The organism is Achromobacter veterisilvae (assembly GCF_037619525.1).
Taxonomy (GTDB): Bacteria; Pseudomonadota; Gammaproteobacteria; order Burkholderiales; family Burkholderiaceae_B; genus Achromobacter; species Achromobacter veterisilvae.
On sequence record NZ_CP148753.1, the window covers coordinates 2,729,605 to 2,756,543 of the forward strand.

The following is a 26,939-nucleotide window of genomic DNA, read 5'->3' on the forward strand; positions in this document are numbered from 1 at the left end:
TGGTGGTAGCATGGCAGGCTGATTATATGATTTGTCTCCATGTCTGATACAGCCGCCGGCGCAGATCTCGTTTCCGACGACGAATTCCTGGGTCTTCCCGACGAAAATTCCAGGGGTGAACCGCAACTTGTAACCGTGCCTGACGGTACGCGGGCCGACCGGCTGGACAAGGTGCTGGCGGGTCTGTTGCCCAATCATTCCCGCAGCCGGCTGCAAGGCTGGATCGAGGCCGGCAATGTCCATGTGAACGGCGCGCCCGGCAAGGTCCGGCAGACCGTCGGCCCCGGCGACGAGATCGCCGTATGGCCCCAGCCCGCGCCCGAAACACTGGCCTTCGCGCCCGAACCCGTGGAATTCGCGGTCGTGGACGAAAGCCCCGACTGGATCGTCGTGAACAAGCCCGCCGGGCTGGTCACGCATCCCGGGGCGGGCAACTGGAGCGGCACCCTGCTCAACGGCCTGCTGCACCGCTATCCCGAACTGGCCCAGGTGGCGCGCGCCGGCATCGTGCACCGCCTGGACAAAGACACGTCCGGCCTCATGGTCGTGGCGCGCAACGAGACGGCGCAGACCCACCTCGTGCGGCAATTGCAGGCGCGCAGCATGGGCCGCGAGTACGTGGCGCTGGCGCATGGCTGGCTGGCCGGGGCCGGCAAGGCCGACCGCCCGATCGGCCGCGATTCCCGCGTGCCGGTGCGCATGAGCGTGGAACGCCCGGTGGCTCCCAAGCCCGCCGTCACCCACTATGCGCCGGCCCGCCGCGGGCAGGTGGACCCGGGCGGCCGCGTCACCGAAGTGGTGTGCCGCCTGGAAACCGGCCGCACCCACCAGATCCGGGTGCACCTGGCCAGCCTGGGGCATCCGCTGCTGGCCGACACGCTCTATGGCGGCAAGAACATCGCGGGCGCGCAGCGGCAGATGCTGCATGCGCGCGCCCTGCATTTCGACGATCCGGGCGGCCGCGGCGAGGCCGAATTCACCGCGGCCCCGCCCGCCGACATGGTCCTGGTACAGGAAAGCATCGCATGGAACGCGTAGCGGCAGGTCTGCCCGTGGTGACCGGCCCGCAATGGGCCGGCGTCAACTATTTCTGCACCACCCGCGCAGGCGGCGCGGGCGTCGCGCCGCACGACACCCTGAACCTGGGCCGCCGCGCCGGCGACGATCCCGGCACGGTCGCGGAGAACCGGCGCCGCGTGCGCGCCGCGGTGCCCGCCGAGCCCCTGTGGCTGCGCCAGGTCCACGGCAGCGAAGTCGTGGACGCCGACCGGGCGGACCTGCCGGACGAGCCGGCGGTCGACGCCAGCGTCACCGCGCGCCCCGGCCGCGTCCTGGCCGTCATGGTGGCCGATTGCCTGCCGGTGGTGATCGCCGACGCGGAAGGCAAGGTGCTGGGCGCGGCGCATGCCGGCTGGCGCGGCCTGTCGGGCGGCGTGCTGGAACACACGCTGGCGGCCATGCGGGCCAAGGCGCCGCGGGCCGCGGGCTGGCGCGCATGGGTGGGCCCGGGCATCGGCCCCCAGGCGTTCGAAGTGGGCCAGGACGTGCTGGACGCCTTCGAGGCGGACGATCCGGCCACCCGGCGCTACTTCACGCCGCGGCCGGGCCTCTCCGGAAAATGGCTGGCCGATCTCGCCGGATTGGCCGATTTCCGCCTGCGCCGGGCCGGGGTACAAGAGGTGTCCTTGAGCGGGATGTGCACCGTGGCCGAAGCGGACCGGTTCTTTTCGTACCGGCGCGATGGAGAAACCGGACGCATGGCCTTGCTTGCCTGGCTCGACCCGGTTTGATCCAGCGCAAGGCGGGCGCTTGCGCTTGCTGCGCACCCGGCAGGCCTCCTTGTATACCCGCATTGACAGGCCTGGACCCCGAATGCAACATCAATCGCGTAGTCTCGATAACAAGGTGTCGAAGTGAATGCCAATCTCTCCGCCGCAGGGCCCATTCCGGTGAGCGTGGCACCGGAAGTCCTGGCCGACATCCAGGCTGAATTCTCTCGCGAATGGCAGCGCCTTTGCGATGACGCCCGCCGCGGCGCGCTTGCGCCGCCGCCCGACCGCCGTTTTGCCGGCGAGGCCTGGGCCGCCAATCATTCGCACCTGTTGCTGGCGCATACCTACCTGTTGTCCGCGCGCGCGATGTCGCGCATGGTGGACGCCGCGCAGGTCAGCGAACCGATGCGCGACCGCCTCCGCTTTTCCATCATGCAGTGGGTCGACGCGTTGTCGCCGTCCAATTTCCTGGCGCTGAACCCGGATGCCCAGCAATCCATCGTGGAGAGCGCGGGCCGGGCGCTGAACGAGGGCCTGGCGAACCTGCTCGGCGACGTCAAGAAAGGGCGCATCACCCAGACGGACGAATCGCAGTTCGAGATCGGCCGCAACGTGGCGGTGACGCCCGGCGAAGTCGTATTCGAGAACGCGCTGTTCCAGCTCATCCAGTACGCGCCGTCCACCGCCGCCGTGCACGAAAGACCCCTCGTCATCGTGCCGCCGAACATCAACAAGTTCTACATCCTGGACCTGCAGCCCGAGAATTCCTTCGTGCGGCATGCGGTGGACCAGGGCTTCACGGTGTTCCTGGTTTCGTGGCGCAACCCGGTGTCCAGCGATACCGACGGCGTGGACCGCGCCACCTGGTCCGATTATCTCGACAACGCGGTGCTGCAGGCCCTGCGGGTGGCCAGCGACATCGCCAGGCAGCCGCAGGTCAACGCGCTGGGTTTCTGCGTGGGCGGCACCATGCTGGCGTCCGCGCTGGCGCTGGCCGAGGCGCGCGGCGAACATCCCGTGGCCTCGCTGACCCTGCTGACCTCGCTGCTGGATTTCCACGACACCGGCGTCCTGAACGTCTTCGTCGACGAGGCCCACGCGCTGCTGCGCGATCATCAACTGGGCAGCGGCGGGCTGATGCCCGGCCGCGAACTCGCCACCACGTTCTCGTTCCTGCGGCCCAATGAACTGGTCTGGAACTACGTCGTCGGCAACTACCTCAAGGGCCAGAAGCCGCCCGCCTTCGACCTGCTGTTCTGGAACGGCGACAGCACCAACCTGCCCGGGCCCTTCTTTTCCTGGTACTTCCGCAATACCTACCTGGAGAACAACCTGAAGGTGCCGGGCCGGGCGCAAGCCGCGGGCGTGCCGCTGGACCTGACGCGGCTGGAGATGCCGGCGTACATCTTCGGGTCGCGCGAGGACCACATCGTGCCCTGGGTGTCGGCCTATGCGTCCACGCAGGTCCTGCGCGGGCCGCAGCGTTTCGTGCTGGGGGCGTCCGGGCATATCGCCGGCGTGGTGAATCCGCCGGCCAAGAAACGCCGCAGCTACTGGGTGGCCGACGAGCTGGAGCGATCGGGCCAGCATCTGCCGGGCGATCCGAACACGTGGTTCGCGCAGGCGGCCGAGAAGCCCGGCAGTTGGTGGCCCGATTGGGCCGCCTGGCTGGCCGGCCATTCCGGCAAGCAGGTCAAGGCGCGAACGAAGTTAGGCAATGCCCGGCACCGGCCGATAGAACCGGCGCCTGGCAGATATGTGAAAGTCCGGGCCGCCTGAAACCGCGGCTTGCGGTTGGCCCAGGACAGTAAGTTAACCAACGAGGCGTCCGTCGCACACAGGAGGAAATCCAATGAGCGGAAAACTGGCTTACGTTACAGGCGGGATGGGCGGTATCGGCACCTCAATTTGCCAGCGCCTGGCCAAAGATGGCTTTCGCGTGGTGGCAGGCTGCGGCCCCAGCCGCAATTACCAGCAATGGCTGGACGAACAGGCCGCGCAGGGCTATACGTTCTACGCGTCCGTGGGCAACGTGTCCGATTGGGAATCCACGGTAGAGGCATTCGAACGGGTCAAGCGCGACCTGGGCCCGGTCGACGTGCTGGTCAACAACGCGGGCATCACCCGCGACGGCCTGTTCCGCAAGATGAGCGCCGACGATTGGCGCGCGGTCATCGACACCAACCTGAACAGCCTCTTCAATGTGACCAAGCAGGTGATCGAGGACATGGTCGAGCGCCAGTGGGGCCGCATCGTCAACATCAGCTCGGTGAACGGCCAGAAGGGGCAATTCGGCCAGACGAACTACTCCACGGCGAAGGCCGGCATCCATGGCTTCACCATGGCGCTGGCGCAGGAAGTGGCCAGCAAGGGCGTCACGGTGAATACGGTGTCGCCGGGCTACATCGGCACGGACATGGTTCGGGCCATCCGTCCCGACGTCCTGGAAAAGATCGTCGCCACCATTCCCGTGCGCCGCCTGGGCACGCCGGAGGAAATTGCATCCATTACGTCATGGCTGGCCTCGGATGAGTCCGGCTTTTCGACGGGAGCGGACTTCTCGCTCAACGGCGGCCTGCACATGGGCTGACGCATTGCCGGCCGCCAGGGGGCGGCCGACTGGCGCCGGACGGTCTCGGGGAGAGGGCCGTCCGGCATTACACTTAACCCTATCCGAAGTCTTAGAGATCGCCCGATCCGGGGACAAACATGACGCAAGCACAAACCGGCGCCAGCCTGCGCCTGATTAAAAAGTACCCCAACCGTCGTCTGTACGACACCCGGACCAGCACCTACATCACTCTCGCAGATGTCAAGCAACTGGTCCTGGCGAACGAGGAATTCCAGGTCGTCGACGCCAAGAGCGGGGAAGACCTGACCCGCAGCATCCTGCTGCAGATCATCCTTGAAGAGGAAAGCGGCGGCATGCCCATGTTCTCCTCGAACATGCTGTCGCAGATCATCCGTTTCTATGGCCATGCCATGCAGGGCATCATGGGTTCGTACCTGGAAAAGAACATCCAGGCCTTCATGGAGATCCAGCAGCGGATGGCCGAGCAGTCCAAGGGCCTGTACGGAAGCCAGTTCGGCCCCGAGGCCTGGGCCCAGTTCATGAACGTGCAGACGCCCATGCTGCAGAACATGATGAACAACTACATCGACCAGAGCAAGAACCTGTTCGTGCAGATGCAGGACCAGATGCAGGACCAGACGCGCGCGATGTTCTCGACGTTCCCCTTCACGCCCGGCGGCACGCCGGGCACCGGCCGCAAATAACGGCGCAACCGGGTCCGTCCCCAGATGAGCACGCCCCTTCGGGGGCGTTTTTTCGTTTGACCAAACGCAACGATCCGGCGATTTTTCCGTCCACGGGTTCAGGGATATGTCAGTTGTTTTGGTTACATTAATGAAAACGGTTCTTGTTTATATTTTTGGAACCGCCTTCCCATTCGTGTATCGAGGATTATGCACATGATCAAGAAAGCCTTGGCCCTGGCCATTGTCGCTCTGAGCGTTTCCGCCGCCCATGCGGCCGAATACCCCATCGGCAAACCGGTGGAAAAGGGCGGCATGGAAATCGGCGCCGTGTATTTGCAGCCGATCGAAATGGACCCTCCCGGGATGATGCGTCCCGCCAAGGATTCGGACGTGCACCTCGAGGCCGACATCCACGCGACCGCCGGCAACCAGACGGGCTTTCCCGAGGGCGAATGGGTGCCCTACCTGGTGGTGAAGTACGAGATCCAGAAGGTCGGCAGCCAGAACGTGCAGAAGGGCACCTTCATGCCGATGGTCGCCAACGACGGCCCGCACTACGGCGAGAACGTCAAGCTGGAAGGCCCGGGCAAGTACAAGCTGAAGTACTCGATCCTGCCGCCGACCGCGGACAAGATGAGCCACTTCGGCCGCCACGTCGACAAGGAAACCGGCGTGGGCCCCTGGTTCGAACCCTTCGACCTGGAATATGAATTCGTCTTTGCCGGCACCGGCAAGAAGGGCGGTTACTGATCGTGAGCCGCCTGCTTCGCGTTGCCGCCGCATTGCTGATCGGCCTGGCCGGCATGGCCGGCACGGCGCCCGCGCAGGCGGACGAGTTGCCGACCTTCACGCTGAAGTTCAAGCCCGACGGCACGTTCGAGCCCGCCACCCTGGAAGTGCCTGCGGGCCGTTTCAAGATCGAGCTCATCAACGAGAGCAACGAGCCTGTGGAATTCGAGAGCATTCCGCTGCGCAAGGAGAAAGTCCTGGGACCGGGGGTGAAGTCCTTCGTCGTGATCACCATTTCGCGCCCGGGCGAGTACCCCTTCTTTGACGACTTTCACCAGAGCGTGAAAGGCACCTTGGTCGTCAAGCCCAAGGAATAACGCGGTAGCAATACATGGAACAGGTCCTTTTCATAGTCTGGCGTGAAAGCGTCGAAGCCATGCTGGTGGTGGGCATCCTGTACACCTGGCTGCGCTCCACGCCCGAAGGCAAGCGCGGGCTCAACTACCTGTGGGGCGGCGTCGTGGCGGGCCTGGCGCTGGCCGTGGCGCTGGCGCTGGTGCTGCTGGGCGTGTCGTCCTGGCTCAGCGACGAAGGCCAGGAGTGGTTCCAGGCCATCATGTCGCTGGCCGCGTGCGTGCTGGTGGTGCAGATGGTCGTCTGGATGAAGAAGCACGGCCGCACGCTCAAGGGCGAACTCGAAAGCGGCGCGCGGGCTTCCGTCGCCAGCGACAACTGGTGGGGCCTGTTCGTGCTCGTGGCCATCGCCGTGGCCCGCGAAGGCAGCGAGACGGTGGTGTTCCTGTACGGCACCGTGTCCGCGGGCGACGGCGGCAGCGGCATGCTGATGCTGGCGCTGGCCGGCGTCGCGGGTTTCCTCGTGGCGCTGCTGACGTTCTGGCTGCTGCAACTGGGCGGCAAGCTCATTACCTGGCGCCGGTTCTTCCGCGTGACCGAAATCCTGCTCCTGCTGCTGGCCGGTTCGCTGCTGGTGGGCGGCCTGGACCACCTGATTTCGCTGGACGTCCTGCCCACCATCGTCGATCCGATCTGGGACAGTTCGTGGCTATTGAGCGACAGTACCGGCGTCGGCAAGGTCCTGGCCGACTTCGCCGGCTACCGCGCCCTGCCTGCGCTGACCTCGGTGCTGCTGTGGGTGGCATACTGGGCGATCGTCTGGGCGCTGCTGCGCTGGGTGGGCGGCAAAGCCGCCCCGGCGGCGGCCGCGGCCCGCGGCGCGTCCTGATCCGCACTTTTGCCGGACTGAATATTTGAAGGTTTGACCATGGCTGCTGTACTCGGGAGGGCAACCTCCCGTATCGCCGACTTCCTCCGTGACCATGCCCCGCTGTTGCGCAAGCTGCAGTGGGGCATTGTCGCGATGTACGCGTTTCTTCTGATCGTGCCCGCGGTCCTGCCCCTGCCGGACAACGCGTCCTCGGTGTTCAATAACCTGACGATCGTCGCGCAGTTCGCGTTCTGGGGCGTGTGGTGGCCGTTCGTGCTGATTTCCATGCCGATCCTGGGCCGCGCCTGGTGCGGCTGGCTATGCCCCGAGGGCATGCTGACGGAATGGGCCAGCGAACGCGGCAAGGGGCTGGCGATCCCGAAATGGATGCGCTGGGGCGGCTGGCCTTTCGTGGCGTTCGCGCTGACGACCGTCTACGGGCAGCTCGTCAGCGTGTACCAGTACCCGCTGGCGGTGCTGGCGGTGCTGGGCGGGTCCACGGTGGCGGCCATGATCGTCGGCTGGCGCTATGGCCGCAGCAAGCGGGTGTGGTGCAAGTACCTGTGCCCGGTCAACGGCGTGTTCAACCTGCTGGCCAAGCTGGCGCCCTGGCACTTCAAGGTCGACGAAGAAAAGTGGCGCCATCCCGTCATCCGCATCGAACCCATCAACTGTGCGCCGCTGGTGCCGCTGCGCCACATGAAAGGCGCCGGCGATTGCCACGTCTGTGGACGCTGCAGCGGCTACCGCGGCGCGATCGCGCTGACGCCGCGTTCGCCCGAAGAGGAAATCGTCCGCGTCGCGCAGGGCGATCCCTGGCAGACGGCGCTGCTGTGCTTCGGCCTGATGGGCATCGCGATCGGCGCCTTCCTCTGGAGCGCCAGCCCCTGGTACGTGACCGCCAAGCAGTGGGCCGCGACGTGGCTGGTGGAGCACGACATCCTGTGGCCGCTGATGGACAACGCGCCCTGGTTCATCCTGACGCATTACCCGGAAGTGAACGACAGCTTTTCCTGGCTGGACGGCGCCGGCATCCTGATGTTCGTCGTCGGCGCCACGGTCTGCGTCGGGGGCGCGAGCTTCCTGTCGCTGTGGATCGCCGACCGCCTGGCGCCGGCCGCGGCCGTGCCGGGGACGGCCGCCGGACGCTGGGGCCGGCCGGGCCTGCACAAGCTGGCCCAGGCCCTGATCCCGTCCGCCGGCATCGGCGTGTTCCTGGGCCTGTCGGCCACCACGGTCAACCTGCTCAAGCACGAAGGCGTGCAGGCCGCGTGGGCCGCGCCCGTGCGCTTCACCCTGCTCAGCCTGGCGGTGCTGTGGACGCTGCGCCTGTATGCGCGCCTGCTGAAGCCGCGCGAAGCCAGCGCCCTGCGCAAAGGCCTGGCATGGCTGGTGCTGCTGGCGGGCCTGGCGCCGTTCTGTCTGGCCTGGGTGCTGTTCTTCGCGGTCTGGTAGCCCCATGGCCTCCTACGCGTTCCGCCTGCTCAACGTTTTCGCTTCCGGGCCCTTCAGCGGCAACCAGCTCTGCGTGTTCGAAGACGCGCGCGGCATGGACGACGCCACCATGCTGAATCTGGCGGTGCAATTCAATCTGTCCGAAACCACTTTCATCCTGCCTTCGGACCGGGCGGACGCCCGGGTGCGCATCTTCACGCCCGGCTACGAGATGAAGTTCGCGGGCCATCCCACCATCGGCACCGCGCAGGTCGTGCGTGACCTGCTCAAGTCCGGCGATGCGCTGACGCTGGAATTCGCGGCCGGCATCGTGCCGGTCACGGCCCGGGGCGATGCCTGGACCTTCACCGCGCCCTGTCCGGACGGCGTGCGCACCGCGCAACCCGCGCTGGGCCGGGCGGAGATCGCCAGCCTGGCGGGCCTGGCCCCTGCTGACCTGCTGGACGATCCGGTGTGGGTGGACACGGGCGCCGACCAACTGCTGGTGCCGCTTGCCAGCGTGGACGCCGTGCGCCGCGCCGCGCCCGACGCGGCCCGGCTGGACCGCTGGCAGGCCAACAGCCTGGGCCGCAAGATCCTGTATGTCTTTGCGTTCGACGACGGCAGGACGCAGGACGGGCGGCAGGTCGCGGTGGCCCGGTACTTCTATGCCAAGGCGGGCGGCGGGGTGAACGAGGACGCCGGCACGGGGTCGGCCTGCGCCAACCTGGGCGGGTGGCTGCGGCACCGGGGCCACGCCTTGCCCGCCAGCATCCTGGTCGAGCAGGGCGACCTGATCGGCAGGCCGTGCCGGCTGCTGCTGGACGTCCTGGCCGACGGGCGGATCCAGGTGGGCGGGCGCGCGCTGGAGATCGGGCGGGGCACGGTGGACGTCTGAGGACGCGCGGCCTCTCCAGACAAAGCCCCGCAAAAAAAGACGGCGCCCGCGTATGCGGGCGCCGTTTCTGCTTCGGGGCCGGCCCGAAGCGGTACAAGCTCTATTGCTTGTTCTTGGCGGGGTCGACCTTGATGTTGTTCATCACCTGCTTCACGCCTTCGACGCCTCGCGTCACGGTAGCCGCATGATCGGCTTCGGCGGCGGTGCCCACGGTGCCGGTCAGTGTCGTGATGCCCTCATTGGTTTCCACGGCGATATCGAGGGCGCTCAGTTGCTTGTCGGCCACGAAGGCGGCCTTGACCTTGGTGGTCACGGTGGCGTCGGACGCGTATTCACCCACGGACTGTTTCGGCTTGCCGTCATCGGCGGCAAAGGCGATGGAAGTGAAGGCAGCGCCCGTGCCCAGTGCGGCGGCGGCGATCAGCTTGCGAAATTCCATAGTCATGCTCCTTGTTGGTGTGGTTCAGCGCGTTCGGGACGCAGCGGTTGTCGGGAGATCTTGGGGTACGGGTTCTATTTCTTGCGGAATGCGCCGCCCAGAATGGACAGCAGCGCCAGTACCAGGAAGACGAAGAACAGGATCTTGGCGATGCCCGCGGCGCCGGCGGCGATGCCGCCGAAACCCAGGACGGCCGCGATGATGGCAATGACGAAGAAAACTACGGCGTAGTGCAGCATGTCAGCTTCTCCTGGTGGTTGGCGGGGTCAGGGATTGCCGTCGAAGAAGTCGCGGACTTCTTTCTCCGCCTGTTCCCTGGTCTTGCCATAGCGCTCCTGGATCAGGCCCGCCAGGCGTTCGGCGTTGCCTTCCGTGCGGGTCAGCTCGTCGTCGGTGAGTTCGCCCCAGGCCGCCTTGGCCTTGCCTGCCAGTTGCTTCCATTTGCCAGCGATAACGTCGTTGTTCATGGTGACCTCTCCGTTTGCGTGCGGCGGCGGGTTCGTGGCCTGCGAACCTTGCCCCCGCGGTTTTGAGTGGGACACTGATCAGCCGGGCCTGCCTGCGTTGCGGCTGCTTTCGCGCCAGGCCCAGGTCTTCAACGTACGAGCCCCCGGCGAGGCCTGTCAAACCTTGCTGTGGGCAAATGTAACGGTGCTTCCCGGGCGGAAAAGCGCGTTTTCAGGCGGGCAGGGGTTGCAGGCGCACTAAGGGCGGACGTTACATTCCAGCAACGTCTTGTCCGCTTTTGCGGGGGGCTGGTAACGGGATCTGCGGGCGGGCGCGGGCAGGGCGCGCGCCGCGGCGGTATAGTCGTGACGGAACCCGCAGGGCGGTTCGATCACCAGGAACGGGAGAGAGGCACGCATGACGCAACGACTTTGCAGCGCGATCTTGTTGACGCTGGCCGCGCTGGCGGCGGTGGGATGCACGCACGTGACGGACAGGTACCAGGCCGCGGCGCCCGCCGTGGCGGCCAGTAGCTGAGCCGGCGGACGCCGCGCAAACATGGAAACGGGGCGCCCAGGGGCGCCCCGTTTCCTATTGGGCCGCCGCCGGGGCGGCTCAGGCCTGCGCGATGCGGCTTGCGATGTGCGCCAGCGCTTCTTCCACCTGGTCCACCAGGATCAGGCACAGGTCGCCGGGAGCAAGCCGGGCCAGGGCGGTGTCGATCGCCAGGAACTCGCCGTGGATTTCCTCGACGTGCTTGCTGCGGGTGGCGTTGGCCAGGCCCAACTGAAGCAGCGCCAGCACCTCGCCGTCGGCGCGGCCGCGCTGGCACTGGTCCTGGTAGAGCACTACGTCGTCGAAGGCTTCGCCGAGGATCTCGGTCTGCATGCGGATGTCTTCGTCGCGCCGGTCGCCCGCGCCGCTGATGACGGCGGAGCGGCGCCTGGCGGGCATGGCGTCCACCGCGCGGACCAGCGCGAGGATCGCGTCGGGATTGTGGCCGTAGTCCGCGATCACCGTGGCGCCGCGGTAATCGAACACGTTGAAGCGCCCGGGCGCGGTCTGCGCATCGTTGACGAAGGTGGCCAGGCCGCGGCGGATGACGTCCTGGTCCAGGCCCAGCGCCCAGGCCGCGGCGATCGAGGCCATGGCGTTCTCGACCTGGAAGGTGATCGCGCCGTCGCGGGTGAGGGGAATGCCGGCCAGCGGGTAGCGGATTTCTTCGGCGCCCTGCGCGGCCACGATCGCGTCGCCGTCGCGGTACACGGCGCGCAGGCCCTGGGCGCGATGCGTCGCCATCACGGGATGGTTGCGGTCCTCGGCGAAATACGTGATCGAGCCCGGGCAACTGGCGGCCATCTCGGCCACGATGGGATCGGCCGCGTTCAGGACCGCGGTGCCCGTGGGATGCACGTGCTGCACGATCACGCGCTTGACCACGGCCAGGTCTTCCACCGTGCTGATGTAGCCCAGGCCCAGGTGGTCGCCCATGCCGATGTTGGTGACGATGGCCACGTTGCAGCGGTCGAACGCCAGCCCTTCGCGCAGGATGCCGCCGCGCGCGGTCTCGAACACGGCCGCGTCCACGTCCGGATGCATGAGCACGCTGCGGGCGCTGCGCGGGCCGCTGCAGTCGCCCGTATCGATGCGCAGGCCGTTCACGTAGACGCCGTCGGAATTCGTCATGCCGACGCGGTTGCCGGCCGCGCCCAGCAGATGGGCGGTCAGCCGCACCGTGGTCGTCTTGCCGTTGGTGCCGGCCACCGCCACCACCGGAATGCGGCCGTCGTCGCCGTCGGCGTACATGTTGGCGATGATGGCCTCGCCCACCGGGCGGCCCTTGCCGAACGACGGGTTCAGGTGCATGCGCAGGCCGGGCGCGGCATTCACTTCCACCACGCCGCCATGCTGGTCCTCGAGCGGATACAGCACGCTTTCGGCCACCACGTCCACGCCGCAGATGTCCAGTCCGATCATGCGGGCCGCGGACACCGCGCGCGCCGCCATCTCGGGATGCACCTCGTCGGTCACGTCGGTGGCCGATCCGCCGGTGCTCAGGTTGGCGTTGTTGCGCAGGAAGATCAGCGTGCCGGCGGGCGGCACGGAGTCGGCGTCGAAGCCCTGCTTCTTGAGCGTGGCCAGGGCGATGTCGTCGAAGCGGATCTTGGTCAGCGAGGTCGCGTGGCCGTCGCCGCGCAGCGGGTCGGCGTTGACCTGCTCCACCAATTGGCGGATGGTCTGCTGCCCGTCGCCCGTGACCTGCGGCGGATCGCGGCGCGACGCCGCCACCAGCGCGCCGCCCACCACCAGCAGGCGGAAATCGTGGCCGGGGATATAGCGCTCAACGATGACTTCCGAGCTGATTTCCTCGGCGGCTTCGAAGGCCTGGATCACGCGTTCGCGCGTTTCGATGTTGACGGCGACGCCGCGCCCCTGGCTGCCGTCGCGCGGCTTGACGACCACCGGGCCGCCCAGCTCCTGGGCCGCGGCCCAGGCTTCCTCGGCGGTGGTGACCGACCGTCCCATCGGCACCGGCACGCCGGCGGCGTCCAGCAGCATTTTCGTCAGGTCCTTGTCCTGCGCGATGGACTCGGAGATGGCGCTGGTCAGGTCTGTTTCGGCGGCCTGGATGCGGCGCTGCCTGCTGCCCCAGCCGAACTGCACCATGCTGCCTTGCGTCAGGCGGCGGTAGGGAATGTTGCGCGCGACGGCGGCGTTCACGATGGAGCCGGTGCTGGGCCCCAGGCGCACGTCTTCGTCCAGGTCGCGCAGGCGCTTCAGCGCGTCGGCCAGGTCGAACGGCGCGTCGTCCAGCGCGGCGCGCACCAGCACCTGGGCCAGCTCCATCGCCAGCCTGCCGACCTCTTCCTCGCTGTATTCCACCACCACCTGGAACACGCCCGGCTCGATGGTGGAGGCGGTGCGGCCGAACGTGACGGGGCAGCCGGCGTGCGCCTGCATCGTCAGCGCGGCGATCTGCAGCACGTGCGCGATGGACACCGCGTCCTGGTGGCCTTCGGGGCGCAGCAGCCCGGTCTGCGGCAGCCGCGCGCGCAGGCGCGCTTCGAATTCCGGCAGGTTGTCGATGGAGCATTCGGCGTCGGCGCAAGAGACGATGGCCTCGATCGCCGTGTTCTTGCTCCACAGGTTGGGGCCGCGCAGTGCTCGGATACGGGAAACTTCCATGGCAGGTATTCCTGTCTAGCTCACGCGCGCCCGCGCTCTGGCGGGGCGCGAGGATATTGTCAGTATTGCTGAATCCAGCGGCGGACCAGGTCGATGGTGGGGCCGGAGAACGCCTCGTCCGATTGCAGCAGGACGAAGTCGCCCGCCGCGATGCCGTTGAGCTGGCTTTCGATGGCCTTGCCGTGGTCGGGCTCTTCCTGGACGTCCTTCACGCGGGCGCCTTGCGCCAGGCCCTGGCGCAGCAGCGCGCGCGCCTGGCCCGCCGGGCGCTTGCTGCGCACGGTGAGGTCGTCGTAGAGTACGACGCGGTCGAACGCGTCGCCCAGCAGCTTGCCCTGCTCGATCAGGTCCTGGTCGCGCCGGTCGGCGCCGCCCGAATAGACGGCGGCGCGCAGGGTCGCCGGGAACTGGTCGATCGCGGCGATCAGCGGACGCAGCGCCGAGGCGTTGTGCACGTCGTCCACCACCACGGTGCTGCCGTTGCGTTCGAACAGCGTGAATTGCCACGGCGCGTCGGCCTGGTCGATATCGAAGGTTTCGATGCCGGCGCGGATCAGTTCGACCGGGATGTCCAGCGCCCAGGCCGCGCCCACCGCGGCCAGCACGTTCTCGACCTGGAAGGCCACGCGCCCGCCATGGGTCAGCGGAATGGCGGCCACGGCGGCGAGCCTTTCCTCGCGGGTTCCCTGCGCCAGCACGATGCCGCCGTCGCGCACGAACACGGCGCGGCCGTCCTGCCGCAGGTGTTCGGCGATGGCGGGCAGGGCGGGGTCGATGCCGAAGAAGATCACGGCGCCGTCGCACAGCTCGGCCATCTCCACCACGCGCGGATCGCGCGCGTTCAGCACGGCCGCGCCGGTCGGCAGCACCACGTCGACCTGGGTGCGGAACACATTGAACATGCGGTCCGTTTCGTTGATGTCGAAATCGCCCAGATGGTCGGCGTCGTCGATATTGGTGACCACGCCCACTTGGCAGCGGTCGTAAGACAGGCCCTGGCCCAGGATCACGCCGCTGTCGTTTTCGATGACGGCGGCGTCCAGGTTGCGGTTCATCAGCAGCCGCGTGCCCGAGTCGAAATCGGCGCGGTCGCCTTTTTGCACCAGGCGGCGGTCGAGATAGAGGCCTTCGCTGCAAGCCAGGCCGGTGCGCTTGCCCGACAGGTACAGCAGGCGGGCCACCAGGCGCGCCACGACGGTCTTGCCGTTGGTGCCGGCCACGCCCACGATGGGGATGCGGCCGGTGTCGCCGTCGGGGAACAGGTGGTCGACGATGGCGCGGCCCACGGGGCGCGGCGCGCCGTCGGCCGGCTTCAGGTGCATCAGCAGGCCGGGGCCGGCATTGACCTCGACGATGGCGCCGCGCTGCTCGTCCAGCGGGCGGGAGATGTCCTCGGCCACCAGGTCCACGCCGGCGATGTCCAGGCCCACGATGCGCGCGGCCAGGGTCACGGTGGCCGCGACGCTGGGATGCACGCGGTCGGTCACGTCGAAGGCGACGTTGCCGCTGCGCTGCACCAGCACGCGCTGGCCCTCGGGCGGAACGCCGTCTTCGGACAGGCCCTGGCGCGCGATCTCCAGCCGGGCGGCCGAATCCAGGCGCACCGGGTTCAGCGGGTGGTTCTCGGTGCGGCCGCGTCGCGGATCGGTGTTGATCTGGCTGTCGATCAGTTCGATGATGGTGGACTTGCCGTCGCCCGTCACCCAGGCGGGCTCGCCGGCGGCGGCGGCCACCATGCGGTCGCCCACGACCAGCAGGCGGTGCTCGTTGCCCAGCACGAAGCGCTCGACGATCACGCCGCTGCCTTCGTCGACGGCCACGCGGTAGGCCGACACCACTTCCTCGCGGGTGGTCAGGTTGGTGAACACGCCGCGGCCGTGGTTGCCGTCATAGGGCTTCACGACCACGGGCAGGCCGATGTCCTCGGCCGCTTCCCAGGCGTCTTCCTCGCTCTCGACCAGGCGGCCTTCGGGCACGGGCACGCCGCAGGTCGACAGCAGTTCCTTGGTCAGGTCCTTGTCGCGCGAGATGCCCTCGGCGATGGCGCTGGTGCGGTCGGTTTCGGCGGTCCAGATGCGGCGCTGGGCCGACCCGTAGCCGAACTGCACGAGGTTGCCCTCGAACAGCCGGATATAGGGGATGTCGCGGTCGTCGGCCGCGTCCACGATGCAGGCGGTGCTGGGGCCCAGGCAGTGCCTGTCGATCAGGCCGCGCAGCTTCGAGACGGTGGCGGGGACGTCGAAAGGACGGTCTTCGATGGCGGCCATGACCAGGTCGCGGGCTTCGTTCAGGGCGGCGCGGGTGACCTGTTCCTGCCAGGCGCGCACGACGACCTTGTATACGCCGCGGGTGGAGGTCTCGCGGGCCTTGCCGAAGCCGCCGCGCAGCCCGGCCAGGTTCTGCAGTTCCAGCGTGACGTGTTCGAGAATGTGGCCCGGCCAGGTGCCTTCCTTCACGCGGGACAGGAACCCGCCCCGCACCCCCGGACTGCAGCGGTGCTCGATCAGCGTGGGCAGCCATGCGGTCAGGCGTTCGTAGAAGCCCGGGATGGTGTTGGAGGGGTAGTCTTCCAGCTCACCGATATCCACCCATGCTTCCAGGACCGGGCGATACGTCCAAATGTTCGGGCCGCGCAAAGCCACGACATCGAGAAATTCAATGTCTTTCTTTTTCATGTTTTAATTTGCTGAAGAAGCAGGTTGGCACGCGCGGACGCCCCTATGCAAGACCGCGAATTTATTGGGGTTGCGACTTTAGAATAATGCCAACGAGTGGGGGATCCCAGATATTCCTAATTAGAAAAATCGGCTGATACTATACGACGCCTTCAAGGCGTGAACTCGTTGTGTTGTAAGGAAGGGACACGTTTCCCGCCTCCCGGTGGCGAACCGGTTGCCTAGTAGGGCAGAGTCCTGGCCCGGTATGCGTACCAATGAAAAAACCACACCTGCTTTCCGGCCTTGCCGAAGCCTTTCCTGCCCGCTGGCGGGATGAAATCCGCGCCGAACTGGCCGATGGCGAAACACTGCTGGCCTGGGTTGAAATAGACCTGGATCAGCGGTTGAAGTTCCAACCGGGCCTGGTCGCCGCCACCGACCGCCGCTTGCTTGCCCGCCGCCCCGACGATGCCGGCTGGGAATCCTGGGCATATGGCCCCCAATTAAAGCTCAGCCTGACCGACCACGCCGGCGCCGCGCTGCTGGAATTGCACGACGATGCCGCCCGCCTGGGCGTGTGGCGTTTCACCCTGGCCCGCAACCCGGCCGCGCTGCGCCTGCTGGCCCAGTTCGAAACCCAGCAGGCCATCCGCCTGTCCGGCCTGCAGGCCGAGGAACCGGCGGAACGCCACTGCACGATTTGCAATAACGTTATTCCGGCGGGCGCGGAAGAGTGCCCCGCCTGCAACCAGGAACAGGCGGCGCCCTCGACCACCTGGGCGCTGCTGCGCCTGTGGCGCTTCGCGCGGCCCTACCGCGGCCCCCTGCTGGCCGGGTTCCTGCTGACCCTGATGGGCACGGCGGCCACCCTGGTGCCGCCGTACCTGACCATGCCGCTGATGGACGACGTGCTGATCCCGTTCCAGAACGGCGCGCCCATCGACTACGACAAGGTCCGCCTCTACCTGGGCGGCCTGCTGGCGTCGGCGTTCCTGGCCTGGGGGCTGGGCTGGGCCCGGACCTACATCCTGGCCTGGGTCAGCGAGCGCATCGGCGCAGACCTGCGCACCACCACGTACGAACACTTGCAGCAGTTGTCGCTGGAGTATTTCGGCGGCAAGCGCACCGGCGACCTGATCTCGCGCATCGGCAGCGAAACCGACCGCATCTGCGTGTTCCTGTCGCTGCACCTGCTGGATTTCGCCACCGACATCCTGATGATCGCGATGACGGCGATCATCCTGATATCCATCAACCCATGGCTGGCGCTGGTCACGCTGGTGCCGCTGCCCTTCATCATCTGGATGATCCACGCCGTGCGCGACCGGCTGCGCCACGGGTTCGAAAAGGTCGATCGCATCTGGTCCGAGATCACCAATGTGCTGGCCGACACCATTCCCGGCATCCGGGTGGTCAAGGCGTTCGCGCAGGAAAAGCGCGAGGTCGCGCGCTTTCGCGAAGCCAACAACCGCAACCTGGAAGTCAACGATCGCGTCAACACCACCTGGTCGCTGTTCTCGCCCACCGTCACGCTGCTGACCGAGGTTGGCCTGCTGGTGGTGTGGATCTTCGGCATCTGGCAGGTGTCGCAGAAGCAGATCACCGTCGGCGTGCTGGCCGCCTTCCTGGCCTATATCGGGCGCTTCTACATGCGCCTGGATTCGATGAGCCGTATCGTGTCGGTCACGCAAAAAGCGGCCGCCGGTGCCAAGCGGATCTTCGACATCCTCGACCACGTGTCCAGCGTGCCGGAGCCGCAGAATCCCGCCAGGCTGCCGCAGGTCAACGGCCGCATCGAACTGCGCGACGTGGGTTTCCGCTACGGCAACCGCCAGGTCATCCGCGGCCTGAACCTGAACATCGCCCCGGGCGAGATGATCGGCCTGGTGGGCCACAGCGGCTCGGGCAAGAGCACCCTGATCAACCTGATCTGCCGTTTCTACGACGTGTCCGAAGGCGCGGTGCTGGTGGACGGCGCCGACATCCGTTCGGTGCGCGTGGCCGACTACCGGCGCAACATCGGGCTGGTGCTGCAAGAGCCGTTCCTGTTCTTCGGCACCATCGCCGAGAACATCGCCTACGGCAAGCCCGAAGCCACGCGCGACGAGATCGTGGCGGCGGCGCGCGCCGCGCACGCCCACGAATTCATCCTGCGGCTGCCCCACGGCTACGACTCGCTGGTCGGCGAACGCGGCCAGGCGCTGTCCGGCGGCGAACGCCAGCGCATCTCGATCGCGCGCGCGCTGCTGATCGATCCGCGCATCCTGATCCTGGACGAGGCCACCTCGTCGGTGGACACCACGACCGAAAAGGAAATCCAGAAGGCGCTGGACAACCTGGTGCGCGGACGCACCACGATCGCCATCGCCCACCGCCTGAGCACGCTGCGCAAGGCGGACCGCCTGGTGGTGCTGGATCGCGGCCAGATCGTCGAGCAGGGGCCGCACGAAGCGCTCATGGCCAGGGAAGGCGCCTACTATCGGCTCTACCAGGCGCAGGCGCGCCAGGCCGAGGCCGACGCGCAAGCGTCGGGCAGCGAAGACATGGCCGCCGTGGCCTGACGCGGAACCCGGATTATCGTCATGACCTTGCCGTCCTTTCAGTTGCGCCGCAACGCCTTCGGGCGTCTGGAATTCCAATCCGCCGACGGCGATATCCACGAGGGGGTCATCCCCGTGCGCGCATTCCCGATCAGCGAGGCGGGCCGAGGCCTGTCGCTGGTGACCGGCGACGGGCGCGAACTGGCCTGGATCGAGCACCTGTCCGACGTGCCGGCGCCGCAGCGGGCGCTGATCGAGGAAGAGCTGGCGAGCCGGGAATTCATGCCCGAGATCCGCAGGCTGGCCAGCGTGTCCACGTTCGCCACGCCCAGCACCTGGAAGGTCGATACCGACCGGGGCCCCACCTCGTTCACGCTGCGCGGCGAAGAAGACATCCGCCGCCTCAGCCCGCAGACGCTGCTGATCGCGGACAGCCACGGCATTTTCTATCTGGTGCGCGACATCCAGTCGCTGGACAAGCACAGCCGCAGGCTGCTCGACCGCTTTCTGTAGGCGGCCGCGGCGCGGCCTAGCCTTGCGCGGGCCGCTTGAACGGCGTGTGCGTTTCCAGTTCGCCCAGGTAGTCCGCCACCGCCGCCGTTTCCTCGTCCAGGAACACGCGGATCGCATCGGCGAATCCGGGATGGGCCACCCAGTGCGCCGACCAGGTGGGCGTGGGCAAAAGCCCGCGCGCCATTTTGTGCTCGCCCTGGGCGCCGCCTTCGAAGCGCGCGATGCCGTGCGCGATGCAATAGGCGATGGCCTGCATGTAGCAGGTCTCGAAATGCAGCCCCGGCACGTATTCGGTCGCGCCCCAGTAGCGGCCGTAGAGCGCATCGCCTCCCGCCAGGTTCAGCGCCGCCGCCACCGGCCGGCCGTCGCGCTCGGCCAGGATCAGCACGAACGCCTCGGCCTGTTCGCGGTGCGCCCGCTGGAAGAAATCGCGGCTCAGATAGGGCGGGTTGCCGTGGCTGAAATAGGTGCGGCAATAGCATTCATAGAAGAAACCGAGTTCGGCCGCGCCGATCTCCACGCCGCGCAGCCAGCGGTACGACAGCCCGGCCGCGGCGACCTTCTTGCGGTCCTGCCGGATCTTCTTGCGCTTGTCGTGGCTCATGGCGGCGAGAAAGCCGTCGAAGTCGGCGTAGCCCGGGTTGGTCCAGTGGAACTGCACGCTTTCCCGGATCATGAAACCGGCCTCGCGCAGGGCGCGCATATCGGCATCCGCGGGAAACAGCAGGTGCAGCGAGGACACCTGGATCTGTTCTGCGAAGGCGACCAGCCCGCGCACCAGCGTGTCGCGGTCTTCGTCGGTGCGCGCCAGAAGCCGGGGGCCGGTCACGGGGGTGAACGGGACGGCCGACAGCAGCTTGGGGTAATAGCGCAGCCCGTGGCGCTGGAAGGCGTCGGCCCAGGCGTAATCGAACACGTATTCGCCGCGCGAATGCGACTTCAGGTAGAGCGGGGCCGCGGCGGCCAGCGTCTCGTCCCGCCAGAGCGCCAGATAGTGCGGCGCCCATCCGGTTTCCGGCGTGGCGCAGCCGGTTTCGTGCAGCGCGCGCAGGAATGCATGGCGCAAGAAGGGCTGGTCGCCCGCCAGCGCGTCCCATTGCAGGGCGTCGATGCGGGACAGGTCGGTTTCTACGGTCAGGCTCAGGGAATCCATCCGCGAATGATAAAGTCTCCGTGATTGCGCGGCGCTGAAACCGCCGCGGTTTTTCCTCGGGGCGCGCCCCGGCACGGGATCGAGTATGGATATCAAGACGGTCCCGCCTGCGGGCGGGGATGGGCAGGATTGCCTGCGCGGACTGGCGCTGGCGGCGCTGGCCGCCACGGCGTGGCGGGACAAGCTGGCCGGGGTGCGGGCCATCACCGACGCCGCCGCGCTGGACTGCGGGCGGACCTTCACGCCTCCCCCCGGGCTGCCGGGCCGTCCGCCGCTGCCGGAACTGGTGGCGCCTTCCCAGGTCCCGCAGCGGTCCATGGCCACGCAGGAAGGGCGCGCGGCGCTGCTGCACGCGCTGGCCCATATCGAATTCAATGCGGTGAACCTGGCGCTGGACATCATGTGGCGCTTCGCGGGCATGCCCGAAGCCTTCTACCGCGACTGGCTGCGCGTCGCGCGCGAGGAAGCGCACCACTTCGACCTGCTGCGGCGGCGGCTGGAGGCCCTGGGCCACGCCTATGGCGACTTTCCCGCCCACAACGGCCTGTGGGAAATGGCCGAGCGGACGCAGGACGACCTGCTGGCGCGCCTGGCGCTGGTGCCCCGCACGCTGGAGGCGCGCGGCCTGGATGCCTCGCCCATGATCCGGAACAAGCTGGCGGGCGCCGCGGACAAGGAAAGCGCCGCCATCGTCGACATTATCCTGGCCGACGAGATCGGCCACGTCGCCATCGGCAACTTCTGGTACAAGCGCCTGTGCGGGCAGGCGGGCAAGGACCCCGTCGCCTGCTATGCGGAACTGGCGCGGCGCCACGGCGCGCCCCGCCTGCGCGGCCCGTTCAACCTGGAGGCGCGCCGCGCCGCCGGCTTCGACGACGCCGAACTCGCCGCGTTGCAGGAGGGGTGAGGACATGGCCATGCGACTTCGCATCGACGCGCTGCTGGCCGGCGCCGCCCTGGCCTTGCTGGCGCCGGCGGCCCAGGCCGCCGAGCCGTTCGCCGCCTGCCTGGCGCAATTGCGCGGGCCGGCGCTGAAGGCGGGCGTATCGGGCGCCACGTTCGACACCCATACCGCGGGCCTGGCGCCGGACATGGCGGTGATCGGCCTGCTGGACGCGCAACCGGAATTCAAGACGCCCATCTGGGACTACATGGCCGGCCTGGTCGACGACGAACGGGTGGCCGACGGCCAGGCCGGCATGGCGCGCTGGCAGGCCGAACTGGACCGGGCCGCGTCGCGCTACGGCGTGGATCCGGCCACGGTCGCGGCCGTCTGGGGCGTGGAAAGCAACTATGGCCGCACGCTGGGCGGCAGGCCGCTGCTGACCTCGCTGTCGACCCTGTCCTGCTTCGGCCGCCGCCAGGCCTATTTCCGGGGCGAGTTCTACGCCACCCTGAAGATCATCCAGGACGAACACCTGGCGCCCGAACGCCTGACGGGATCCTGGGCCGGCGCGTTCGGCCAGACCCAGTTCATGCCGTCGACCTATCTGCGGCTGGCGGTGGATTTCGACGGCGACGGCCGCCGCGACCTGGTCGACAGCGTGCCGGACGCGCTGGCGTCGACCGCCAACTTCCTCAAGCGCGCGGGATGGAACGGCGCGCTGGACTGGGGCTACGAAGTCCGGCTGCCCGCCGGCCTGGACACGTCCGGGGCCGGCCGCAAGAACAAGCGCCCGATGTCGTCCTGGGCCAGGCAGGGAGTGGCGCGCGCCGACGGCCGGCCCCTGCCGGCGGGCGACACGCCCGCCGGCCTGCTGCTGCCCGCGGGCAGGGGAGGCCCCGCCTTCCTGGTCACGCGCAATTTCGACGCCCTGTATTCCTACAACGCGGCGGAAAGCTATGCCCTGGCCATTGCCCACCTGTCGGACCGGCTGAGGGGCGCCGGGCCGCTGGTCCAGGCCTGGCCGACGGATGACCCGGGCCTGTCGCGGGCGCAGCGGCGCGAACTACAGCGCCTGCTGATTGCCCGGGGCTATGACGTGGGCGAACCCGATGGCATGATCGGCGCCCGCACCCGGACCGCCCTGCAGGCGGCGCAGCGCGAACTGGGCCTGCCGCCGGACGGCCGCGCCGGCCTGAAATCGCTGCGGGCGCTGCAGGCGGGCAGGGCGGACTGAACCGGCAGCGAAAGACAATCTTTGCAAAGCGCCGCCGCCGGGGCCGCCGGAGGGCGCGCGCGGCCCCGGACATGGGCCTATACTGGTTTTCCGACTTTTCAGGAGCACGATGATGAGCCTATTGGATACCTTGGCCTCGATGGCCGGCGGCGGTCAGCAAGGGGGCTCGGCGTCGCTGTTGCCCGCGCTGATCGAGCAATTGAACAAATATCCGGGCGGCCTTTCCGGCCTGATCGCCAGCTTCCAGAAGGGCGGCTTGAGCGAGATCGTGGCGTCGTGGGTGGGCACGGGCCAGAACCTGCCCGTCAGCGCCAGCCAGCTCGGTTCCGTGCTGGACCCGGGCGTCGTGAGCGAGCTGGCCGCCAAGACCGGCCAGGACACGGATTCCGTGCTCGGCTCGCTGTCCTCGCTGCTGCCGCAGTTGGTGGACAAGGTCACGCCCGACGGCGCGGTCCCGGCCAACCCGCAGTTCAATCCGGCTGACCTGCTGGCTTCGTTGTCGGGCCTGTTCGGCAACCGCGCCGGGTAGCAAACCGCGTCGCGGCGGCGGCGCGCGCCTACGCGTCTTGCGCCGCCGGCCATTGGAATTGCTGCGGCGCCTTGTCCAGATAGCGGCGAGCCGCGATGCGATGGTAGTCGGTGGAGCGCGCCACGCCCTGGCCGGCGGCTTCCAGATCCAGCATTGTGTTCAGGTCGCTATTGAGCGATGCGTTCAGGCCGCGCTTGGTCAGCGATAGCGCGACGGCCGGAAGCTCGGCCATGGACAGCGCGAGTTGCCGCGCGCGTTCGTCGATCCGGTCCTGCGCCTGGATCTCGAACACGATGCCCATATCCTTTGCCTCCCGGGCCTGGAATTCCCGCGTGGAAAAGGCGAGCTCCTTGGCCCGCTGCACGCCCACGATGCGTGGCAGGGTGTAGAGGGTGGCGCAGTCGGGAATGGCGCCCAGCCGCAGGAACGACAGGCAGAACCGCGCCCGCGGCGACGCCAGGATCAGGTCGGCGGTCAAGGCCAGGCCCAACCCGGCGCCATAGGCCGGACCGTCGACCTTGGCGATCACCGGCCGATCCAGCGTGATCAGTTCCTCTATCGTCAGGAGCAGGGCGGCCATGCGCTCCCGCGCCGCTTCGGCCGAGGCGCCGGAATCCATCGTGGCGATGTCGCCGCCCGCGCAGAACGCGCCGCCGGCGCCGCCCAGGATCAGCACTTTCACGCCGCGGTCGCGCCGAATCGCGCCGACGGCCTGGGCCAGCTCTTCGCGCATTTCCATGTCGAGCGCGTTTTTCCGGGCAGGCCGGTTCAGGGTGAGGGTGGCGACGCCGCCTTCCACGGAATAGAGCAGGGTCTTGAACTCGCTTGGGCTGGATTGCATCGGATTCGTCCCCATGTCTTCGTTCCCATGATGACCCGGCCGCGGGACCCGAGGCCGGGCTGAAGCTGGCTCCATGGCCTCAGGCGATGGCGCCGCGTTCGCGCAAGGCCCGGATGTCGGCGTCCGCGAACCCCAGTTCGGCCAGCAGCGTTTCCGTGTGCTCGCCGGGCGCGGGAACCGGGCGGGCCTGTCCCGGCGTGCGCGAAAACCGCGGCGCGGGTGCCGGATGGACGACGCCGCCGGTTTCGATGAAGCCGCCGCGGGCCTGGTTGTGCGGATGCCGCGGCGCTTCCTCGAAGTCGAGCACGGGCGCGAAGCAGGCATCCGTGCCCTCCAGCAGCGCGCACCATTGGTCCCGGGTGCGGCTGGCGATGAGCCGCTCGAGCTTGCCGCGCAGCAGGGGCCATTGCGCGCGGTCCCATTGCCGTTCGAAGTCGGGGTCCTCGATACCGCACAGTTCCAGCAACTGGCGGTAGAACTGCGGCTCGATCGCGCCGATCGAGACGTACCTGCCGTCGGCGCAGGTGTAGCAGCCATAGAAATGGGCGCCGCCGTCCAGCATGTTGGACTGGCGCCGGTTGATCCAGTCGCCGCTGCGCAGCTTGCCGTGGTAGGCGCTGGCCAGGAGCGAGGCGCCGTCGCAGATCGCCGCGTCCACCACCTGTCCCTTGCCGGTGCGGCCGGCTTCGAGCAGGCCGCAAAGCACGCCGAAGGCCAGCATCATGGCGCCGCCGCCCATGTCGCCGACCAGGTGCAGGGGCGGCGCGGGCGGATGGCCGGCCAGCCCCATCGCATGCAGCGCGCCGGTGAGGGCGATGTAGTTCAGGTCGTGGCCGGCCGCCTGGGCCAGCGGGCCATCCTGGCCCCAGCCGGTCATGCGCCCGTACACCAGGCGCGGATTGCGCGCCAGGCAGGCCTCGGGCCCCAGGCCCAGCCTTTCCATCACGCCCGGCCGGAATCCCTCCAGCAGCGCATCGGCCTTGTCCAGCAACCGCAGCACGACGTCGGCTGCGCCGGGCTTCTTGATGTCCAGCGCGATCGTGCGGCGGCCGCGGTCGATGATGGTGCCTCCGCCGCCAAGGAAACCGGGCGTGAGGCGGTCAATGCGGATCACGTCTGCGCCCATGTCCGCCAGCATCATGGCGCAGAATGGGCTGGGGCCTATCCCGGCCATTTCCACCACGGTAAATCCGTTCAAAGGGCCTGCCATGTCTGTCGCCGCTCCGTGTGCCGGGTTGCTCAGGAATCGAAGAATTCGGTCCGCGCGTCCAGGATGATCTGGATGTACTTCTCCATGTTGGCGTCCATGCGGTGGGTCGGGCCGACGATGGACAAGGCCGTCAACTGGGCCCCCACGCGGCCCGCGATACCGATGGCCGATACGCCTTCATTGCCTTCGTCGCGGCTGTGGAAGTATTTCTTTTCCAGTTGGGACTCGATCTGCGCGCGCAGGGCGGCGGGGTCGGTGATGCTGCTTGCCGTGACGTGCCCGAACGGAAGCGTGTCGATCACCGCGTCGCGTTCAGCCGCGTCCATCTCGCCCAGCAGCGCCTTGCCCAGCGCCGCGACCTGCAGGTCGAAGGTGGTGCCGGGCTGCACGACATAGCGCAGCGCGCGCGGGCTTTCCTGGCTGGCGTAGATCTTGACCTTGTTCCCGTCCAGCAGCCCGCACATCGAGGATTCTCCCGATTGGCGGGTCAGGATTTCGAGTGCCTCCGAGGCGAAGGCCTGCAGCGGATCGGCCGCCGAAATACCCTGCGCCACGTCGAGCAGCCTGCCGGTCGGATGAAAATAGCGCGACTTCGGCGTGCGCAGCAGGTATCCGGCCTGGCGCAGCGTGTACAGCAGGTCGGAGCAACTGCTGTCGGCCAGGTCCAGGAAGCGCGCCATTTCGGAATTCGTCAGGGGGCGGCGCTCCCGCGCGTAGACTTCGAAGACTTGCAGTACGCGCTGGGCGGTGGGGAGGATTTGCGGCATAGAGTGTCGGAGTGAGAAGTGATGAACCGGCCCGGCTCTTCGCGTGGCCGGTCATTTCAACGCGGATATGCCTAAGACGCTTTGCGCCATGAGCAGGGCCTGAATCTGGTTGGTGCCTTCGGCGATGCTCAGGTGGCGGGCATCGCGGTAATGGCGTTCGACGGGGAACAGGCTGGTATAGCCGGCGCCGCCGTGCACCTGCATCGACATCTCCGCCACGCGCAGCACGGCATCGGTGGCGTGGCGCTTGGCCATCGAACATAGCATCTGGCTGTCGGGGGCGCCACGATCCAGCGCATCGGCGGCGCGCCAGCACAGCAGGCGAGAGGTCTCGACCAGCGTCATCATGTCGGCGACCAACTGCTGCACGAGCTGGAATCCGCCTATCGGCCGGCCGAACTGAACTCGATCGCCCGCGTATTTTACCGCCGCCTCATAGGCCGCCTCGGCGATGCCCAGGGCGGAGAAGGCGACCACGCAGCGGCCGATATTGAGGTATTTCTTGGCCAGCGCGAAGCCCTTTCCTTCGGTTCCGATCAGGTTGGCCGCCGGGATCTCGACGTCCTCGAACAGCAGCTCGCCCAGCGGGCAGCTCAGCATGCCCATCTTGGAGATGGGGCTGGACGAGAAGCCGGCCATGGCGCGTTCGAACAGCAGGCAGGACACGCCGCGCTCGCCGCTCTTGCGCTGGGTCTGCACGAATACCACGCCCAGTTCGCACACGGTTCCCAGGCTGATGTAAAGCTTGCGGCCGTTGACCCGCCAGCCCGTTTCCGTTTCGACCGCGCGGGTTTCGATATTCGCCGCGTCGGAGCCGATGTTGGGCTCGCTCAGCGCGAAGCTGGCGATCGCCTCGCCGGACAGCACGCGCGGCAGGTATTTTTCCTTCAGGTAGGGCGAGCCGCCGTCGCTGAGCACCGACGCCGCCAGGTTGCTGGTGCTGACGATGCTGCGCAGCGAAGGCCACACGCGCGCCAGTTCGGCGATCAGCATGCCGTACGTCATCATGGGCAGGCCATAGCCGCCGTCCTTTTCCTGCAGCATGCCGCCCAGCAGGCCGAAATCGCGCATGGCCTCGACCATTTCCTGCGGCACCATGCGGGCTTCGGCTTCGTAGCGGTTGACGATGGGCGCCACTTCCGCCGCCAGGTAGCGGCGCAGCGAGTCGCGCAGTTCGGTCTGGGTAGAGTCCAGTGAGAAATCCATGGCGTATCCTGGGTT

Annotated in this window: 24 protein-coding genes and 1 pseudogene; 15 read left to right on the forward strand and 10 right to left on the reverse strand. The window is 67.8% G+C overall.

Going from position 1 to position 26,939, the window contains the following annotated elements:
- Positions 1-39 precede the first annotated feature (39 nt).
- The 10 genes from WHX56_RS12565 to WHX56_RS12610 all read left to right on the forward strand — a co-directional run bounded on the left by WHX56_RS12565 (position 40) and on the right by WHX56_RS12610 (position 9,316).
- Positions 40-1,038, forward strand: a complete 999-nt coding sequence (locus tag WHX56_RS12565) for an RluA family pseudouridine synthase (RefSeq protein ID WP_338881341.1) — start codon at positions 40-42, stop codon at positions 1,036-1,038.
- Complete coding sequence (gene pgeF / locus WHX56_RS12570; protein WP_338881342.1) at positions 1,026-1,790, forward strand: peptidoglycan editing factor PgeF; 765 nt, start codon at positions 1,026-1,028, stop codon at positions 1,788-1,790. The genes WHX56_RS12565 and pgeF overlap by 13 nt, the downstream gene beginning before the upstream one ends.
- A 123-nt stretch (positions 1,791-1,913) precedes the next feature.
- Positions 1,914-3,551, forward strand: coding sequence for a class I poly(R)-hydroxyalkanoic acid synthase (gene phaC / locus WHX56_RS12575; protein WP_338881343.1), 1,638 nt, complete (start codon positions 1,914-1,916; stop codon positions 3,549-3,551).
- 73 nt (positions 3,552-3,624) lie between these two features.
- Entirely contained in the window at positions 3,625-4,362 is a 738-nt protein-coding gene (phbB, locus tag WHX56_RS12580; RefSeq protein WP_129243857.1) for an acetoacetyl-CoA reductase, read from the forward strand.
- Positions 4,363-4,481: 119 nt separating this feature from the next.
- Entirely contained in the window at positions 4,482-5,048 is a 567-nt protein-coding gene (phaR, locus tag WHX56_RS12585; protein ID WP_129243854.1) for a polyhydroxyalkanoate synthesis repressor PhaR, read from the forward strand.
- A gap of 195 nt (positions 5,049-5,243) precedes the next feature.
- On the forward strand, positions 5,244-5,780 hold the full coding sequence (locus WHX56_RS12590; protein WP_129243850.1) for an iron transporter: 537 nt from the start codon (positions 5,244-5,246) through the stop codon (positions 5,778-5,780).
- 53 nt (positions 5,781-5,833) lie between these two features.
- Positions 5,834-6,136, forward strand: a complete 303-nt coding sequence (locus WHX56_RS12595; RefSeq protein ID WP_287755829.1) for a cupredoxin domain-containing protein — start codon at positions 5,834-5,836, stop codon at positions 6,134-6,136.
- Positions 6,137-6,150: 14 nt separating this feature from the next.
- Positions 6,151-7,002, forward strand: coding sequence for an FTR1 family iron permease (locus tag WHX56_RS12600; RefSeq protein WP_129243846.1), 852 nt, complete (start codon positions 6,151-6,153; stop codon positions 7,000-7,002).
- Positions 7,003-7,041: 39 nt separating this feature from the next.
- On the forward strand, positions 7,042-8,439 hold the full coding sequence (locus WHX56_RS12605; RefSeq protein WP_129243843.1) for a 4Fe-4S binding protein: 1,398 nt from the start codon (positions 7,042-7,044) through the stop codon (positions 8,437-8,439).
- A gap of 4 nt (positions 8,440-8,443) precedes the next feature.
- A complete protein-coding gene (locus tag WHX56_RS12610; RefSeq protein ID WP_338881344.1) occupies positions 8,444-9,316 on the forward strand; it encodes a PhzF family phenazine biosynthesis protein in 873 nt (290 codons plus the stop codon).
- Between the two features lie 100 nt (positions 9,317-9,416).
- On the opposite strand, the gene WHX56_RS12615 is transcribed toward WHX56_RS12610, so the two are convergent.
- The 5 genes from WHX56_RS12615 to cphA (WHX56_RS12635) all read right to left on the reverse strand — a co-directional run bounded on the left by WHX56_RS12615 (position 9,417) and on the right by cphA (WHX56_RS12635) (position 16,063).
- Positions 9,417-9,755, reverse strand: coding sequence for a BON domain-containing protein (locus tag WHX56_RS12615; protein ID WP_129243837.1), 339 nt, complete (start codon positions 9,753-9,755; stop codon positions 9,417-9,419).
- Positions 9,756-9,829: 74 nt separating this feature from the next.
- Positions 9,830-9,994 (reverse strand): DUF1328 domain-containing protein, encoded by a 165-nt coding sequence (locus WHX56_RS12620; protein WP_006389411.1) that lies wholly within the window; start codon positions 9,992-9,994, stop codon positions 9,830-9,832.
- Positions 9,995-10,021: 27 nt separating this feature from the next.
- Entirely contained in the window at positions 10,022-10,222 is a 201-nt protein-coding gene (locus tag WHX56_RS12625) for a CsbD family protein (protein WP_129243834.1), read from the reverse strand.
- A gap of 595 nt (positions 10,223-10,817) precedes the next feature.
- Positions 10,818-13,388 (reverse strand): cyanophycin synthetase, encoded by a 2,571-nt coding sequence (cphA, locus tag WHX56_RS12630; RefSeq protein WP_338881345.1) that lies wholly within the window; start codon positions 13,386-13,388, stop codon positions 10,818-10,820.
- A 59-nt stretch (positions 13,389-13,447) separates the two neighbouring features.
- Entirely contained in the window at positions 13,448-16,063 is a 2,616-nt protein-coding gene (gene cphA, locus WHX56_RS12635; RefSeq protein WP_338881346.1) for a cyanophycin synthetase, read from the reverse strand.
- 257 nt (positions 16,064-16,320) lie between these two features.
- On the opposite strand from cphA (WHX56_RS12635), the gene WHX56_RS12640 reads away from it, so the two are divergent.
- Both WHX56_RS12640 and WHX56_RS12645 read left to right on the forward strand, forming a co-directional pair.
- Positions 16,321-18,606, forward strand: a complete 2,286-nt coding sequence (locus WHX56_RS12640; protein WP_338881347.1) for an ABC transporter ATP-binding protein — start codon at positions 16,321-16,323, stop codon at positions 18,604-18,606.
- A gap of 21 nt (positions 18,607-18,627) precedes the next feature.
- The gene (locus WHX56_RS12645; RefSeq protein WP_287752082.1) at positions 18,628-19,098 is read left to right on the forward strand and encodes a DUF1854 domain-containing protein; all 471 of its coding nucleotides are present in this window, start codon (positions 18,628-18,630) and stop codon (positions 19,096-19,098) included.
- Between the two features lie 16 nt (positions 19,099-19,114).
- Here WHX56_RS12645 and WHX56_RS12650 read toward each other — a convergent pair whose 3' ends face one another.
- Positions 19,115-20,251 (reverse strand): GNAT family N-acetyltransferase, encoded by a 1,137-nt coding sequence (locus WHX56_RS12650; RefSeq protein ID WP_338881349.1) that lies wholly within the window; start codon positions 20,249-20,251, stop codon positions 19,115-19,117.
- 85 nt (positions 20,252-20,336) lie between these two features.
- On the opposite strand from WHX56_RS12650, the gene WHX56_RS12655 reads away from it, so the two are divergent.
- From WHX56_RS12655 to WHX56_RS12665, 3 genes and pseudogenes are all read left to right on the forward strand, one after another.
- Positions 20,337-21,158, forward strand: a complete 822-nt coding sequence (locus WHX56_RS12655; protein WP_338881350.1) for a ferritin-like domain-containing protein — start codon at positions 20,337-20,339, stop codon at positions 21,156-21,158.
- 10 nt (positions 21,159-21,168) lie between these two features.
- Positions 21,169-22,371: a lytic murein transglycosylase gene (locus tag WHX56_RS12660; protein WP_338881352.1), complete on the forward strand. Its 1,203-nt coding sequence runs from the start codon at positions 21,169-21,171 to the stop codon at positions 22,369-22,371.
- Positions 22,372-22,435: 64 nt separating this feature from the next.
- Positions 22,436-22,900 (forward strand): annotated as a pseudogene (locus WHX56_RS12665) (YidB family protein); the annotation flags it as partial.
- A gap of 28 nt (positions 22,901-22,928) precedes the next feature.
- Here WHX56_RS12665 and WHX56_RS12670 read toward each other — a convergent pair.
- The 4 genes from WHX56_RS12670 to WHX56_RS12685 all read right to left on the reverse strand — a co-directional run bounded on the left by WHX56_RS12670 (position 22,929) and on the right by WHX56_RS12685 (position 26,924).
- Entirely contained in the window at positions 22,929-23,741 is an 813-nt protein-coding gene (locus WHX56_RS12670; RefSeq protein ID WP_244235122.1) for an enoyl-CoA hydratase/isomerase family protein, read from the reverse strand.
- Between the two features lie 79 nt (positions 23,742-23,820).
- Positions 23,821-24,951 (reverse strand): CaiB/BaiF CoA-transferase family protein, encoded by a 1,131-nt coding sequence (locus WHX56_RS12675; RefSeq protein WP_338881353.1) that lies wholly within the window; start codon positions 24,949-24,951, stop codon positions 23,821-23,823.
- Between the two features lie 29 nt (positions 24,952-24,980).
- Positions 24,981-25,718 (reverse strand): IclR family transcriptional regulator, encoded by a 738-nt coding sequence (locus WHX56_RS12680; protein ID WP_129243801.1) that lies wholly within the window; start codon positions 25,716-25,718, stop codon positions 24,981-24,983.
- A 51-nt stretch (positions 25,719-25,769) separates the two neighbouring features.
- Positions 25,770-26,924: an acyl-CoA dehydrogenase family protein gene (locus WHX56_RS12685; protein ID WP_129243798.1), complete on the reverse strand. Its 1,155-nt coding sequence runs from the start codon at positions 26,922-26,924 to the stop codon at positions 25,770-25,772.
- Positions 26,925-26,939: the final 15 nt, after the last annotated feature.